At 66.5% G+C, this 15,402-nt stretch carries 9 protein-coding genes and 1 tRNA gene; 8 read left to right on the top strand and 2 right to left on the bottom strand.

Annotated features, from left to right (window positions below; genetic code table 11):
- The first annotated feature begins 38 nt into the window (after positions 1-38).
- Positions 39-983 (top strand): GlxA family transcriptional regulator, encoded by a 945-nt coding sequence (locus ACRSBM_RS34755; protein WP_434450250.1) that lies wholly within the window; start codon positions 39-41, stop codon positions 981-983.
- 28 nt (positions 984-1,011) lie between these two features.
- Complete coding sequence (locus ACRSBM_RS34750) at positions 1,012-2,424, top strand: amino acid permease (protein WP_434450249.1); 1,413 nt, start codon at positions 1,012-1,014, stop codon at positions 2,422-2,424.
- Here ACRSBM_RS34750 and ACRSBM_RS34745 read toward each other — a convergent pair.
- Both ACRSBM_RS34745 and hrpB read right to left on the bottom strand, forming a co-directional pair.
- Entirely contained in the window at positions 2,409-3,011 is a 603-nt protein-coding gene (locus tag ACRSBM_RS34745) for an HD domain-containing protein (RefSeq protein WP_434450247.1), read from the bottom strand. The genes ACRSBM_RS34750 and ACRSBM_RS34745 overlap by 16 nt on opposite strands.
- A 14-nt stretch (positions 3,012-3,025) precedes the next feature.
- Entirely contained in the window at positions 3,026-5,293 is a 2,268-nt protein-coding gene (hrpB, locus tag ACRSBM_RS34740) for an ATP-dependent helicase HrpB (protein WP_434450245.1), read from the bottom strand.
- A gap of 97 nt (positions 5,294-5,390) precedes the next feature.
- Here hrpB and ACRSBM_RS34735 point away from each other — a divergent pair, with 97 nt between their 5' ends.
- From ACRSBM_RS34735 to ACRSBM_RS34710, 6 genes are all read left to right on the top strand, one after another.
- On the top strand, positions 5,391-6,230 hold the full coding sequence (locus ACRSBM_RS34735; protein WP_434450243.1) for a GNAT family N-acetyltransferase: 840 nt from the start codon (positions 5,391-5,393) through the stop codon (positions 6,228-6,230).
- A 50-nt stretch (positions 6,231-6,280) separates the two neighbouring features.
- Positions 6,281-7,567 carry an MFS transporter gene (locus tag ACRSBM_RS34730; protein ID WP_434450241.1) on the top strand — a complete coding sequence of 429 codons (1,287 nt, stop codon included), beginning with the start codon at positions 6,281-6,283 and terminating at the stop codon, positions 7,565-7,567.
- Positions 7,568-7,612: 45 nt separating this feature from the next.
- Positions 7,613-8,401, top strand: coding sequence for a DsbA family protein (locus ACRSBM_RS34725; RefSeq protein ID WP_434450239.1), 789 nt, complete (start codon positions 7,613-7,615; stop codon positions 8,399-8,401).
- Between the two features lie 332 nt (positions 8,402-8,733).
- Positions 8,734-8,806: transfer RNA gene (locus ACRSBM_RS34720), tRNA-Ala, on the top strand.
- A gap of 629 nt (positions 8,807-9,435) precedes the next feature.
- Complete coding sequence (locus ACRSBM_RS34715; protein ID WP_434450238.1) at positions 9,436-12,672, top strand: helicase-related protein; 3,237 nt, start codon at positions 9,436-9,438, stop codon at positions 12,670-12,672.
- Positions 12,669-15,389: a hypothetical protein gene (locus ACRSBM_RS34710; RefSeq protein ID WP_434450237.1), complete on the top strand. Its 2,721-nt coding sequence runs from the start codon at positions 12,669-12,671 to the stop codon at positions 15,387-15,389. Before ACRSBM_RS34715 ends, ACRSBM_RS34710 begins: the two co-directional genes overlap by 4 nt.
- The last annotated feature ends 13 nt before the right edge of the window (positions 15,390-15,402 follow it).

Here is a 15,402-nt window from a genome sequence, read left to right as displayed (position 1 = left end):
GGTGGGCCGACGGTCGAGCCAGTGTCTGGAACGACACGATGCGTACACTTTCGGACATGCTTGCGTTCGCTGTCGCCGGCGGGATGCTGCACTTCGAGCTGACCGCCACGTACGAGATCTTCACCGCCCCGCAGCTCGGCTACGACGTCAGGATCTGCGGAGACGAGACGGTTCGTCTCGGCAGGTTCTCGCTGGAACCGGACCTGCCGCTCGACCAGCTCCGCCGGGCGCACACCGTCGTCGTGCCCGCTGTCGAGGACGTGGACCAGCCCCTCGACCCGAAGCTCGTCCAGGCCGTCAGGGCAGCCCACGACGAGGGCGCGCGGATCGTGTCGCTGTGCACGGGCGCGTTCGTGCTGGCGGAAGCCGGGTTGCTCGACGGGCTCAGGGCGACCACGCACTGGGGGCACACCGACGAGCTGGCCAGGCGGTATCCGCGGGTGACGGTCGACCCGGACGTCCTCTACGTCGACAACGGCCAGGTGATGACGAGCGCGGGCAAGGCGGCGGCGATCGACCTGAGCCTGCACGTGATCCGCAGCGACCATGGCACCTCGGTGGCGAACACGGCAGCGCGTCGGCTCGTCGTGCCGCCGCATCGCGACGGCGGGCAGGCGCAGTTCGTGCTGGCGCCCGTCCCGTCCGGTGAGGGGCACCCGCTCACGGAGCTGTTCGACTGGGTCTCGGCGCGGTTCGACCAGGAGGTCAGTGTCGAGGACATGGCCCGGCAGGCGAACATGAGCTCGCGGCACCTCGCCCGGCTCTTCAGGGCGGTGACGGGCACCACGCCGTTGCAGTGGCTGCACACCCAGCGGATCCGGCGCGCGCAGGAGTTGCTGGAGCTGACGGACGACAGCGTGGACCAGATCGCGCAGGCGTCCGGCATGGGTACCGCCACGACGTTGCGCCGGCACTTCCACCGCACGGTCGGTGTGCCGCCGGACACGTACCGCCGCACGTTCCGGCCCATCGGTGGCAAATAGGTTCCGGCGAGAACGTTATGTTGGCCGGATGAGCAACGGACAGCGCATCGGGGCGCGGGTGTTGCGGCGCAAGCCGATCGACCAGCTGACTCACCCTGGCAGCGAACTCAAGCGCACCATGGGCGTCGGCCACCTCACGATGATCAGCATCGGCGCCACGCTCGGCACCGGCATCTTCGTCGTGCTGGGAGAGGCGGTGCCGCTCGCCGGTCCCGCCATCGTCGTGTCGTTCGTGCTGGCCGGCATCACCGCGTTGTTCTCCGCGCTGTCCTACGCCGAGCTCGCGGGCCTGATCCCCGCGTCCGGCTCTTCGTACTCCTACACCTACGCCACGCTCGGCGAGATCGTCGCGTGGGTCTGCGGCTGGTGCCTCGTCCTCGAGTATGGCGTCTCGGTCGCGGCGGTCGCGGTCGGGTGGGGGCAGTACGTCAACGAGCTGCTGCACCTCGTTCTGGGCGTGCGGATTCCGGACGTGCTGAGCCAGCCGCCGGGCGAGGGCGGGATCGTCAACATCCCGGCCGTGCTGGTCGTGGTCATCGCGATGCTGGTGCTGCTGGGCGGCGCCAAGGGCAGTGCGCGCACGAACACGATCCTGGTGTGGGTGAAGATCGGCGCGTTGCTGATGTTCTGCGCGGTCGCGTTCACCGCGTTCAGGGCGGGCAACCTGGAACCGCTGTTCCCGCTGGGCCTCGCGGGCGTGAGCGCAGGGGCGGCCACGTTGTTCTTCTCCTACATCGGTTTCGACGCCGCGTCGACCGCCGGTGAGGAGGCCAGGAACCCGCAGCGCGACCTGCCGCGGGCGATCATCCTGTCCCTCGTCGTGATCACCGCGCTGTACTGCGCGGTCGCCCTGGCCGCGGTCGGCGCGATGCCGTGGCAGACGTTCGAGGGCACCGAGGCCGCGTTGAGCCGGGTGCTGACGGACAACGTCGACGGCGCGATCTGGCCGATCCTGCTGTCGATCGGTGCGGTGGTGGCAACGACTTCCGTCGTGCTGACTGTCCTCTACGGACAGACGCGCATCCTGTACGCGATGTCCCGCGACGGGCTCGTGCCGTCGATCTTCGCGAAGCTCAGCCCGCGCACCGGTGTGCCGTTCGCGAACACGGTCGTCGTCGGCCTGTTCATCGCCGTGCTCGCCGCGCTGGTGCCGCTGGGGTCGCTGGCCGACGCGACGAGCATCGGCACGCTGTTCGCGTTCGGGCTGGTCAACGTCGCGGTGATCATCCTGCGCCGCACCGAACCGGACCGCGAACGCACCTTCCGGGTGCCGCTCTCGCCGGTGACGCCGTTGCTGGGCCTGGCGTTCTGCCTCTACATGATGTTCAGTCTCGGACTCGACACCTGGATCGCGTTCCTCGCCTGGATGGCCCTCGGGTTCGTCGTCTACTTCGGTTACAGCGTCCGGAAGGCACGCCTCGAGGTTCAGGCCAGCGACTGAAGCTCGCGGGCGAGGTTGGTCCGCGCGGCGGCGTCCCAGAGCTGCCGTGCGGGACCGGTCACGAACAGGTCCTCGCGGTCGAGCAGGGTCCTGAGCACCTTCGACCTGCCCGCACGCCACGTCGCGTCGTCGTACTGCGAGTACTCCTGCCGCACGGCCAGGCGGTAGCGCTCGTAGTGCTCCGGTGCCGAGCCGAGGACGGCCAGGTCGGCGTCGAGCAGCACGTGCGCCAGCGGGTCGCCGGACGAATGCGTGATCGTCGCCAGCACCAGCGACTCCACCCGGGCGACGTGCTGTTCTTCCAGTCCTGCCAGGCGTTCTCGCGCCCAGGCGGCGGACGCGCGTTCGTCGTCGCCGGGCTTGCCGTCGTAGATCACGTCGTGCGCGCAGGCCGCCAGGGCGAGGATCGCGCGCTCTGGCACCGTGAACGCGAACGCGTCGGCCAGCGCCGATGAGTCACGGACGACGGACAGCACGTGGAAGGTGTTGTGGTAGGCCCGATGCGGCTCGGCGTAGCGCTCCGTCAGATCGCCCGCGTCCGGTGCGCCGCCGAGCGCGCGGACAGCGTCGTCCCAGATCCGTCTCACTGTGCCAGTGCCCCTCATCTGCTCTTGTCGTAGGGCTTCTCGGGCCAGTGGTGCTTGGGATACCTGCCCTTCAGCTCACTGCGCACCCGCAGATAACCGTTGCGCCAGAAGGATCTGAGATCACTGGTCACGGCGGTGGGGCGGCCGGCGGGGGACAGCAGGTGCACCACGACGGGAACTCCCGCTATGCGTGGCGTGTCGGCCCACTTCATGGCGTCCTGGATGCGGACGGAGAGGACGGGCTGGTCCTGCGTGTAGTCGACCTTGCCCTGGCCGATGCGTTCCGGGGCGAGCTGGTCGAGCTCCGCTGCCTCCGGCCACGGCAGCAGACTCCTCAGCAGCGCCGTCGTGTCGATCTTGGCCAGGTCGGAGCGCTTCTTCGCCTTGCCGAGGTCGAGTGCGCGGATCAGGTGCTCGTCGTCGACGCTCGGCCAGTCGCGGGTCCGGTGCAGGAACGCCATCCGCTCGCGCAGGCGGTTGGCGGCGTCGGTCCACTTGAGCAGGCTCAGGCCTTCGGCTTCGAGGCCGAGGCGGAGTGCCTGCTGTGCCTTGGCCAGGTCGTTCAGCGGGCGTTCGTCGAGGGTGATCGCGCCGAGCTTGCGGACCTCGTTCGCGATGACGTCACCGTTCCACCGGATGTCGTCGACCGTGTGCACGAGGGACTGGGCGGCGGTGACGGCGAGCTCCTCGTCGGCCGGGGCGGCGAGGCGGACGCGGCCGTGCTTGCTGCCCGGTTCGCGGTCGGCGATCGCGACCGCCAGCCACTTCGCGTGCGAGTCGGTGTGCTCGACGGCCGTGCCGTTGGCCATCAGGTAGACGGTGCTGTTCTTGGACCGGCGCTTCGCCAGCCGTTCCGGGTAGGCGAGCGCGACGACGAGCGCGGGGTCGCCGTTGCCCGCCGGGTTGGTGCCGAGCTTCTCCAGCTTCTTCGCTTCCTGGCGCCACTTGCCCGGTGACTTCAGCGCGGTCGCGAGGTCGCTCGTGGCGGTGTGCGTGCTGTCGTCGAGCAGTGCCACGACCTCGGCGGCGGTCCGGTTGCCCGCGAGCGCGCTGCCGTCGATGAGGGCGCGGCCGAGACGGGGGTGCAGGCCGACGCTCGCGATGCGGTCGCGGCGGCCGGGTTCGAGTGCGCCGATGGCGTCGAGGGTTTCCCGCGCGGCCTTGAGCGCTCCCTCCGGCGGGGCGTCCCACCAGTTCAGGGCGCTGCCGTCCGGGGTGCCCCAGACCGCCAGCTCGAGGGCGAGCCTGGTCAGGTCGGCCGTCTTGATCTCCGGTTCCGGGTAGCGGGGGAGCGTCGAGTGCTCGTGCTCGGGCCAGCAGCGGTAGACGCGGCCAGGGGCTTCCCGTCCTGCCCGTCCGGCGCGCTGGTCGGCGACGGCCTGCGAGACGCGGATCGTGGCCAGGCCGGCGAGGCCCCTGCGGTGGTCGACGCGCGGGACTCTGGCCAGTCCGGCGTCGACGACCGCGCGCACACCGGGGACGGTGAGGCTGGACTCGGCGATGCTGGTCGCGAGCACGACCCGTTGGTGGCTTCCGGGTTTCAGCGCGGCGTCCTGCGTCTGGGCGTTGAGCTGGCCGTGCAGGACGACCGTCTCGGCGTTGAGCAGGCGCGCGGTCCGGTTGATCTCCTTGACACCCGGGAGGAAGGCGAGCACGTCGCCGTCCACTTCGGACAGAGCCTTGGTGATGGCCCTGGCGACGGTGTTCTCGATGTGCTCGTTGCGCGCCGGTGGGACGTAGGTGATCTCCGTCGGGAACATGCGCGACTCGGTGTGCAGGACCGGGGCGCCGAGCAGGTCGGAGAGCCGTTGCGCGGCAACGGTCGCCGACGTCGCGAGGATCTTGAGGTCGGGCCGGAGTCCTGCCTTGGCGTCCAGGAGGAGCGCGAGGAGCAGGTCGGCGTCGAGGTGGCGTTCGTGGACCTCGTCGAGCAGGACCGTGCCGACGCCCTTCAGCTCCTGGTCGTGCTGGAGCCTGCGGACGAGAAGACCGCTCGTCACCACCTCGATGCGGGTGTGCCTGCTCGTCTTGCGGTCGCCCCTGACCGAGTAGCCCACCGTGTGGCCGACGGGTTCGCCCAGCAGGCTCGCCATGCGCGCGGCGGCGGCCCTGGCGGCGATCCGGCGTGGTTCGGCGACCACGATCCTGCCTTCGAGAGCCAGCGGGACGAGCGTGGTCTTGCCGGTTCCCGGTGGCGCGACCAGCACCGCCGCACCGTGGTCACCGAGGGTCTTGACGAGCTCGGGGAGAACGGACTTCACCGGGAGATCGGGCAGGTGCACGTCGTCGAGTGTGTCAGGGCGGCGCGGCGGCGGCACCTGCCGGAGGTCTCGGCTGTGCCGGTGCCGCGGTCGTGGGCGACGATTGGGGTGTTCTCGCGTGCCGCTGCCAGTGGAAGGACCGCCCGCGTTGGTTGACCCGTTGCGCGACCCGGACGACCCGGAGTTGCTCGACCCGTATCAGTCGAGGTCGCTCGCGATCCTCGTGGAAGGGGCGCGGCTCGCGTCCGGTGCCGTGCGGTACGGCAGGGTGGGCAAGGTCGGTAGCGCGGCCGTGGTGATCAACCGCGAGAACCCGCTGCCGTCCGGCAACTTCGGCTGCGCGCTGGACGGCACGTCGGTCGAGGTGGCGTCCACGTTGCTGCGGCTCGAGCAGACGTTCGCGGACGTGGGACGCGCGGAGGCCGTGGTGTACGCGTCGCCGACGACCGTCGACGAGATCGAGGGAATCGCCGACGACTCCGGCTGGTACGCGGTCGAGGAGCTGCTGACCGTCGTCCACCGCGGGCCCGCCACGGAGTCGCCGGACGTCCGGAGGGCTGCGGACGCGGACCTGCCGGGGATCGTCGAGCTGCTGTCCGACGAGCTGGTCGGGAACCGGGAGCGGCTGTCGCGGTGGCTCGGGCACCGGCTGGACGACCCGCGCTGCCTGGTGCTGGTGGCCGACGACGGCGACCGGATCGGCGGGTTCGTGTCGGGGTTCGCCGAACGCGGCGTGGGCCTGGTCGAGCAGTGCGTCGTGCGTCCGGCGCGGCGGCGTCGGGGCGTTGGGCGGTCGCTGGTGGTGTCCGCTGCCGCGGCGCTGCGTTCCGCTGGGGCGATGCTGATCGCGTCGCAGGTGGACGAGGGTCCGGGGGAACGGTTCGCCGAGGCGTGTGGCTTCGTGGCGGCGTATCCGGTAACAGCATATGTACGTAGGGTTGATGAGCTGCTCGACTGAGTTACTTAGTTGCCGCGTGACATATCCTTAGCAGGGCTAAGGGAGGCTTTGTGCGCGAGCGGTTGCCGGTCGAAGTGTGGGTTCTGGTCGCGGCGAGTTTCATCATCGCCGTGGGGTTCGGGATCGTGGCCCCTGTTCTGCCGGTGTACGCGGCTTCGTTCGGTGTCGGTCACACCGCGGTCGCGGCTCTGATCAGCTCGTTCGCGTTCGTCCGGCTGGCGTTCGCGCCGATGAGCGGCAGGCTGGTCAACCGCTTCGGCGAGCCGAAGGTGTACATCGTCGGCATCCTGATCGTGGCCGTCGGCACCGCCATGTGCGGGTTCGCGACGAGCTTCACCGAGATGCTGTTGTGGCGCGCGCTGGCGGGCGTCGGCTCGACGATGTTCACGGTCGCCGCGCTGGGTCTGCTGATCCGGATCACTCCGGCGCCGATGCGCGGGCGGGCGTCCGGGATGTGGGCGGCGGGCTTCCTCATCGGCAACATCGCGGGCCCGATCGTCGGTGCCGTGCTCGTGCCGTTCGGGCTGTGGGTGCCGTTCGTGTCGTACGGCGTGCTGCTGTGCATCGCGGCGTTCGTGGTCTGGTTCTTCCTCCGCCGTTCGACGCTGGCGGCATTGGACAGGAGCAACACCGAAGCGCCCATGCTGATGCGTGAGGCCGTCCGGCACCCCGCTTATCGGGCCGCTCTGGCGTCCGGGTTCGCGAACGGCTGGGCCGTGTTCGGCGTCCGGATCTCGCTGATACCCGTGTTCGTCATCGAGGCGCTGAAGTACAACGCGGCTGTGGCGGGCATCTCGATGTCGGTGTTCGCCGCCGGCAACGCCGCGATGCTGTTCGTGTCCGGCAGGATCGCCGACACCCGCGGCCGCAAGCCCGTCGCCATCGCCGGCCTCGTCGTCAGCGGTCTCGCGACGGTCTGGATGGGCTTCACCGGCGACCTGTGGACCTTCATGGCCGCGTCGCTGATCGCCGGCATGGGCGCCGGCCTGCTGAACCCGCCGCAGAACGCCGTCGTGGCGGACATCATCGGCCCGCGCGGCAAGGGCGGACCCGTCCTCGCGGGCTTCCAGATGGTGACCGACCTGGGCGCGATCATCGGCCCGATGTGCGCCGGCCTGCTGGCCGACTCGTTCGGCTTCGAAGCGTCGTTCGCCATCACCGGCGCGGCCCTCCTGCTGTCCGTCGGCTTCTGGCTGGTCGCCCCCGAGACCCTGCCCACGCACGAGGAAGAGCACACCGCCGCCGCCGTCGCACCGGAGTGCGGCTGCCTGGACGAGAGCGCCGAGATCCCGACCGGCGAACGCGTCGGTGGCAAGCCACGTCACCCGGAAGCGTGATTGCCCACTCAGCTTTCTTTTAGTTTGTGTCGCTACCCTCGTCGCGTGGGTGGAGCAGAGCGCAGTGCGCGGAAGAAGAAGCAGGCCGCGCTCGCGGTGTCCCAGGCACGAGGCACGGGCGGCGGTTCGGACCGGACGAAGGTGATAGCCGGCATCGCCGTCGTGGCGGTGCTCGCCGTCGCGGTCATCGGCTACGTCGTGTTCCAGCAGATGAAGCCGTCCACGCCGACCACGGACGCCATCCCCCTGGCACCGGCCGACCACACGATCTCGGCGCCCGCAGTCCGCGACGGCAGCACCGTCCTCGTCGGCAAGGACACGGCCACCGTGACCATCGACGTGTACGAGGACTTCCTCTGCCCGATCTGCGGCACGTTCGAGAAGACCTACGGCACCGACATCAAGAAGGCCGTCGAGGACGGCAAGGTCAAGGTCCGCTACCACATCCTGCCGATGCTGGACCGCCTCTCGGACCCCGAGGGCTACTCGAGCGACTCGGCGAACGCCGCCCTGTGCGTGGCCGACGAGGGCAAGTTCAACGCGTTCCACGCGGCGCTGTTCACCACGCAGCCCGAGGAGGGCGAGGCCGGCTACACCAAGGACCAGCTCATCAAGCTGGGCAAGGACGTCGGCGTGACGTCGGCCGGTTTCGAGTCGTGCGTGCGGAACAACACCTACGAGGCGCAACTGGACGAGTTGATGTCCAAGACGAGCAACGACCCTGTTCTCCGTGATGCGGAGACCGGGCGGTTCCGGGGCACGCCCAGTGTCGCCTCTGGTGGCAAGCTCGTTGATCTGGACAACAAGAACTGGCTTGCCGATCTGATCAAGTGAGGCTGTTCCAGCTGACGCCTGGCCTGTGGGTTCATGGGCCAGGCGTTTTCCGTTTTTGTCCTCTGTGGACTCAGCTGCGTTCTGTGCTGCGCGTCACTTCGCTGCGTTTGGGCTGGGGTGCTGAGGGTTACCGGGCGCTGTTCCTGCAGTTCGCGAGGGCTTCGGGGGCTTGTGGTGGATCTTGTGGTTGAGCGGGCTGTGGTGGTTGGCACCCGGTCCTACCAGGCCTGATGTGGTCTGGGTACCCCCGATTTTTATCTTGTGGCGCGGGTGATGTACGGTATTGCCACACGAGAACGGCAGGGAAACCCGCTGGGAACGTGGATCTTCAAGGGGCTGTGGCGCAGCTGGTAGCGCATCACACTGGCAGTGTGAGGGTCAGGGGTTCGAGTCCCCTCAGCTCCACAATTTAATACAGCATACGAATCGCCCGCTGACCTGCGCAAACAGGTTCGGTGGGCGATCTTCGTTTTCCGTCCATTGTGGACGACTGCACGCCTAACTGGAGCAAAACTGGAGCAGGGCCCCGCATGTCGCGAAATAGGGTCACAAGTTTGCTCCAGGATCGGACGCCCGTTCGGGTGGTGTTGAACAGGAGCTTTCGTTTGGCCGCGCGGCCGTCAGGGTTATGGGTCCGACGCTGGTTGGTCCCACCGCCCCACAGGTAGGCGAGCCCCGCGCGTTTGGGGCGAACGTAGCGGTCAGCATGGGTCGCCTGCGTAGCCCAATGGAGTGTCCGCGGTGCTATCGAACAGGCGCAGAACATCGACTCCGAGGTGTCTGACGACGACGCCGCCAGCGCCGAAGCTGATTCTGCCCGCCGAGCAGACGCTCCGACTGTCATCCTCGATTGTGGAGCCCGGCTGCCGCGCACCTCTTTTCGGACGGTCGTCCGCGCAGGTCTGCCGCTATAACACCGGCCCGGACCATGCTCTACCGATAACATCCCACCTGGATGATCCGGAAGACCGACCCGCGCGGTGCAGCGAGCCACCGCTGCATCGCAGAGGGATCGAACAGCCAACGGGACGCGGATGAGCATGCTTGCAGACGGGGGAATCGTGTTCGAGCGTGGACAGAGGGTTCGCGTCAGGGCCGAAGGCGTCCCCGAGTTCGCGACTGTCCGATTCGCGCTTCCCGGCGATGAGCCGGGGGCATGGGACCTCATCCTCGTCGACGACGAAGACCGTAGGCACGAAGTGAACCTGCTGGCTGGTGACACCCGGACTGTACGGCCGCTTTCGAGCGACGGACGCGGCGATTCCGCCCGTGTGCTCGCCGCCATGTGGACGCGCTGGATGGGTGCCGCGGCGACCAACGCCGAGTCCAGCGCCATGGCGTCAACGCCCCTCAAGCCGTACGCCCACCAGACGACGGCCGTCTACGGCGCGATGCTGCCTCAGCCCCAACTGCGGTTTCTGCTCGCTGACGAACCTGGCACCGGCAAGACCATTATGGCTGGTCTGTATATCCGGGAGATGCAGCGCCTTGGCCTGGTCAAACGCGCCATCGTCGTGTGTCCGGCGAACCTGACGACGAAGTGGGTCGACGACTTCCATCGGCTTCTCGGTGGGGGCCTGCGCCAACTCACCTCCGCCACTGTTCGCGAGGATGCACTCAATTCCAACGATCTATGGGTGGCCTCGCTGGAACTGCTTGCAGTGAACCCGGCGGTACAAGACGCGGTTCGGCCTGACAAAGCGGGCTGGGACCTTGTCGTGTTCGACGAAGCACACCGCCTTACACCCACCGCTGCAGGGTTCCACCAAGTCGGCCGGCTGCTCGCGAAGAACACCCCGCGAGCGCTGCTGATGACAGCGACCCCTCACCGGGGCAAGGAATGGCTGTTCAGGCATCTGCTGCACCTGGTCGACCCCGCGATCTATCCCGAGCCCGGTGACGACCCCAATGAGCAGCTCCCAGCGTTGCGTCCTGGGCCGATCCATTTCCTGCGACGTATGAAGGAAGACCTCGTCGATTACGACGGAAAAACTCGCCTGTTCAAGGGGCGTTTCGCTCACAACCACAGCGTCCCGCTGTCGCAGACCGAATACGGCTACTGCCAAGCCGCGCTCACCATGGTCGACCAGTACTTTCCCCAGGCGGCACAACCCCTGGCCCGGATGGTGTATGGCAAACGTGTTGCCTCCAGTCTGCACGCGCTCGCCGAGACGCTGCGTCGCCGGTACCGCCGTATGGGGGAGATGAGTGAGGCCGAAGCCGCGCTCGCCGTCGAAAGTGACGGCAACAGCGACGAGACTGAGATCGACGAAGCCAAGGTCATCCACGCTGCTTCGACGGCGACTCGAGCCGAGCGGACCGCAATCAAGGCCTTGATCGAGCAGATCGACGCCACCGTGACGAACCCGACGTGGCAACCGTCGAAGTGGAAACGCTTCATCGACGACTGCCTGGCGCCACACGGAATCCGCCCTGGAAACGGAGAACAGGCGGTGGTGTTCACTGAGTACGCCGACTCAGCGGAATGGATCACCGCCCGACTGGTCGCGGAAGGCTTCACCGCCAAGTTGTACTCAGGTCGACAGGGGAGACCTGAACGCGACGAGGTCCGCAGAGCGTTCATGCGGGGCGACTTCCAGATCATTGTCACTACCGACGCTGGTAATGAAGGTATCGACCTGCAGGCCGCGCACTTGCTGGTCAACTACGATATCCCCTGGTCTCTGGTCCGGCTCGAACAACGTATGGGTCGTATTCACCGCGTCGGCCAGCAGCGCGATGTCTACCTCTACAACTTGGTTGCTACCGACACCCGCGAAGGCGACACCTTGCTGCGGCTGCTGGACAATTTTGTGACGGCCGCCAACGAGTTGCGCGGCCAGATGTTCGATAGCCTCTCCGCCGTCGCTGAGATCACCGGCGTGGACTACGACAAGTGGCTCTCCGACTTGTATGGAAACGACGAGGCCAAGAAGCAGCAAGCTATTGACGCCGCTGCGGCGGTACAAGCGCAGGAACTCGCCCGTGCCGCCCGACAGGTACGTGACAACGAGCGACGCCTGGCCAGCCAGGTCGACGCGGTCGCGGCACTGACACTGCTGCAACGTGACCTATTCGCCCGTATCAATCCCGCCATCGTGGAGGCGTACCTGGACCGGCTATCCGCCGCAGGTGTGCTGCGGTCGACTCCGACCGCGGCTGGTTCGGGGTTCCGGCGGCTCTCCCTCAGCGGCGGCGGGGTGTTCCCGGCGACGCTTGGTGGCATCAGCGAAGTGCACATCGCCACTAGTGGCGATGTCGTGCGCGAAGCAGAAGGCAACATCGACATCGGTGACACCCTCACGCTCGGACCTGGCGAACCAGGGTTCACAGACTTGATCGCCATGGCCGAACACACTCTGGCGGAAGATCTCTACCAGTCGGGCGGGGTCGCCGATCCGACCAGCCTCACTCCCTATGACCTGTACGCCTATGAGGCGCGGATGACTGAAAGCGACGGGAAACGCGCCAGCATATGGGCGACTTTGATCAAAGTCGATGACAGTGGTGGTGCCCGTGCCGTGCGCTGGGAAACGCTGGCGAACCTCGTCCCCATCGGCCAGCCTGGTACCGCGACACATCCTGCTCGCGAAGGACGCGCACTTGAGACCGCCCGCGTGATCGCGGCTGAAACAGTCGCCGAGCATACGAAGGTGCGTTCGGACTGGTTCGCCCAGGCCAGACGAGACCTCAACAACCTGCCGTTGAACCTGACAGACGGAATCGACGACCGGGACACCAGGGTCGAGATGCGCCGCCGGCTACAGGTGCAAACGACCAAGCGACTTGAGGATCTGGAGCGCCTGGTCAAAGTCACGCTGACTGAACCGAAGTTGGTCGGACGCATTCGTGTCCACGCTGCGGCCGACAACACCACGCAAGCCGAAATCGACGCGGAACTGGTCTCCATGCGGCACGTTCAGCGACTACTCGCCGACGACGGCTGGTTCGTGGAGGACGTCCATACCGAAGGTCGTGGTTATGATCTTGAAGCGCGTCGCCATAGCCAGGTGCGTCATGTCGAGGTCAAGGGAGTTCTGGGCAGCGCGGCTAGCGACGGCATCAGAATGACCGGCAACGAGGTGCTCATCGCCACCCAGCATCGCAAGGACTATTGGCTCTACGTCATCGACCTATGTGCCGATGGCGCGGGCCGGTTCTTCGGAGCGTACGAGGACCCTGCCACTCTCTTCGCCACCGATATGGTCGGGGACGCGATCTTCCGTGTCCCCGGCAGCAGCCTCAAGAACGCCCCAGGGAGCAACGCATGACCAGGATGATCGAGCGCTGGTTCCCGAGCAGCGAGGTGTCGGCCAACAGCGACAAGGGCTGGGGCTCGGGAAACAGCGAGATCGCGCTGTTCATGTGGTTCGCGAAGCGTCCGACCGCTCAAGCCAAGGCTGCCACGATCTGCTCATTGCTTCCCTGGCCAGACGACGCCACCGAGCAGAAACGGCTACAGGAACTGGTGCGATCGGCCATGACAGGCCGGTACGCGGCATGGAGCGAACTACGCGCCGAGATCGCTAAATCTAATCCCGACGGGGCAGCGACACTCGATCCGTTTTCGGGGCGAGGCATGATTCCCTTGGAGTCCGCACGTCTGGGGGTTCCGGCCTCGGCAATGGACTACAGCCCGGTCGCCGTCTTGGCCAGTCATCTGCTCACCTCCGCGCCCTTCGAGGACTGGAGCGACGAACCCGAACTGCCCTTCGCGCCCTCGACCGCCTACCTGATGACGGCCGGCCCCGACAGGTTGCTGAGCGACCTCAACATCCTGTTCGCGGAGATTCAGAGCCGCCACGCCGCCGCGATGAGCGAGTTCTACCCGCGCAGCGATGGCGAGTTTCCTTGGGGCTATTTGTGGGCGGTCACGATTCCCTGTCAGGAGTGCGGGCTGCGGTTCCCACTGATCGGTTCCTACGAACTGATGCCCGCTCGAGGGCAGAGAGGCGCGGTGTCTTTCTACATCGCCGCTGATCGCAGTGCCGGAACATGGGAGGCTGTGGTTTCCCCAGCGCGATCAAACAAAGCGCCGACCTTGACTAACGCTGTGGTAAACGGAAAGAAAGTTGCGGGCAAGAGCGCCATTTGCGTGTTCTGTGGCAACGTTCATCCCCTGGCGATGCACCGGCGGCTTTTGCAGGAAGGACAAGGCGTAGACGCACTGGTCCTAGCAGCCGACATCGACTCCCGCAGTCAGAAGACCTTCCGCCAGCCGACTAACGAGGAACGGCAAGCAGCCGAAGCGGCTTCCCGCGTTCTCGCTCACGAGCCAGATTTCAGCCCTTTTTTGCCTGCAGTGCCCGATGAGAAGATCGCTGCAGGCAATAACAACATCATTGGTCCTAGCATCTATGGGGCGAGGACCTATGGTGACTTCATGGTCGACCGCCAGACCTTGTCCTACGTGCGCTTGGCCCACATCATCAACGACATTGGGGCCGAGTTGGGTACAGCAGGTCTCTCGCCGAACTACGTTCGAGCACTGACCGGCTATGCAGCCGCCGTCGTGGCCAAGAAACTGCGTCGCTCGACCCGTGGCGCCCGTTTCCAAAGCAAGGGTGGCGCGCAGGTCGGTGATCTGTTCATGAACGAAGGGTCGATTACCTTCTCTCATGACTACTTCGAAGCAGGTCTAGGAGACGGTCCCGGCACGCTGAAGTCAATCTCGGACAACGTCCTTGCAGCCTGTCGCAACCTCTTCAACGATCTCAGAGGGACGGCGACCTCCGTTCAGCGGGGAACAGCAACCTCATTGCCCTTTCCACCCAAGAGTTTTACCGCGGTGATCACAGATCCGCCGTACGACCAAATGATCGCCTACGCCGACGCCTCCGACCTGTTCTACGTCTGGGTGAAGCGATGTCTGCAGAACACCTGGCCAGAGCTCGCCATCACCTCAGATTCCGATGGGTGCCAGGAAAAGACCCAGGAGATCATCGTGAAGCGGGTGCGCGGCGAAGCCCCGCACGAACACCGCACCCGCGAGCATTACGACACCCTCATCGCAGAAGCCTTCGCGCAGATGCGACAGGTGGTCCGAGATGACGGGGTCGTCACGATCGTCTTCGGTCACGGCGAACCAGAGGTCTGGCAGCGACTACTGCACTCGATCGAGCGCGCAGGTCTCGTCATGACTGGATCTTGGCCTGCGAACACAGAATCCGGTGGCCAGCAGGGCAAAGCGAACATCGAGACGACATTGACGATGGCCTGTCGCCCCGCGCCGGCAGGGCGACCTCCAGGCCGCAAGGGCGCCGTCGAGGCCGAGATCAAAGCTGAAATCAAACTGCGTTACCCCGACTGGGAGAGGTGGGGACTGGCGCCCGCCGACATGCTGATGGCCGCAGCAGGTCCCGCTATGGAGGTCGTGGGCCGCTACAGCGAGGTGCGCGACGCCAAGGGCGATGCTGTCGATATCTACACATTCCTTCCGCTCGCTCGCGCTGCAGTCCAAGAGGCCATGGCGGTGGAGATCAACCACCAGCCACTGGAGACCTTCGACGCACGCACCCGCTTCGCACTCTGGTGGGTCAGGCTCTATGGCCGCCAGGCCCAGGCGAAGTCCGAACTGCGCTGGCAAGCTCTGGCGTCCTCGCTAGACCTGGCAGCGATCCGGGACTTGGTGCCCGACGCGGACAAGGGCGTTCGTTTCATCGTCACCCGCGACTACAAAGCCGACATCGATGCCGACTCCGCAGTCATCGATGTCGCCCTGGCTATGGCCGCCGCATCCGAGGAAGGCCTGCAGGCCATGGGACAGGTGCTCCTGGACTCCGAACGAACCACTGATGACTCCTACTTGTGGGCAGCCATCCAGTTCCTCGCGGACAGGCTTCCGGACAACGATCCCGACGCGATCGCCTTCACACGTGTCATGCGTACCAAGGCCGGGATCGGCAATGCCGCTCAAACAGTCGCGGCAAGCAACCACGCGATGGCCCGCCGCAAGCACAACGACGATGACCAGCTGAGGCTGCTCTGATGACGATCAAAAC

Source organism: Lentzea xerophila, assembly GCF_051094245.1.
Taxonomy (GTDB): Bacteria; Actinomycetota; Actinomycetes; order Mycobacteriales; family Pseudonocardiaceae; genus Lentzea; species Lentzea xerophila.
This window is presented reverse-complemented; position numbering and strand designations above follow the sequence as displayed.

Bases quoted from the DNA above. Each gene is read 5' to 3' on its own strand.
- ACRSBM_RS34755 (WP_434450250.1), top strand. From the start codon at position 39: ATGCGTACACTTTCGGACATGCTTGCGTTCGCTGTCGCCGGCGGGATG.
- ACRSBM_RS34750 (WP_434450249.1), top strand. From the start codon at position 1,012: ATGAGCAACGGACAGCGCATCGGGGCGCGGGTGTTGCGGCGCAAGCCG.
- ACRSBM_RS34710 (WP_434450237.1), top strand. From the start codon at position 12,669: ATGACCAGGATGATCGAGCGCTGGTTCCCGAGCAGCGAGGTGTCGGCC.
- ACRSBM_RS34715 (WP_434450238.1), top strand. From the start codon at position 9,436: ATGAGCATGCTTGCAGACGGGGGAATCGTGTTCGAGCGTGGACAGAGG.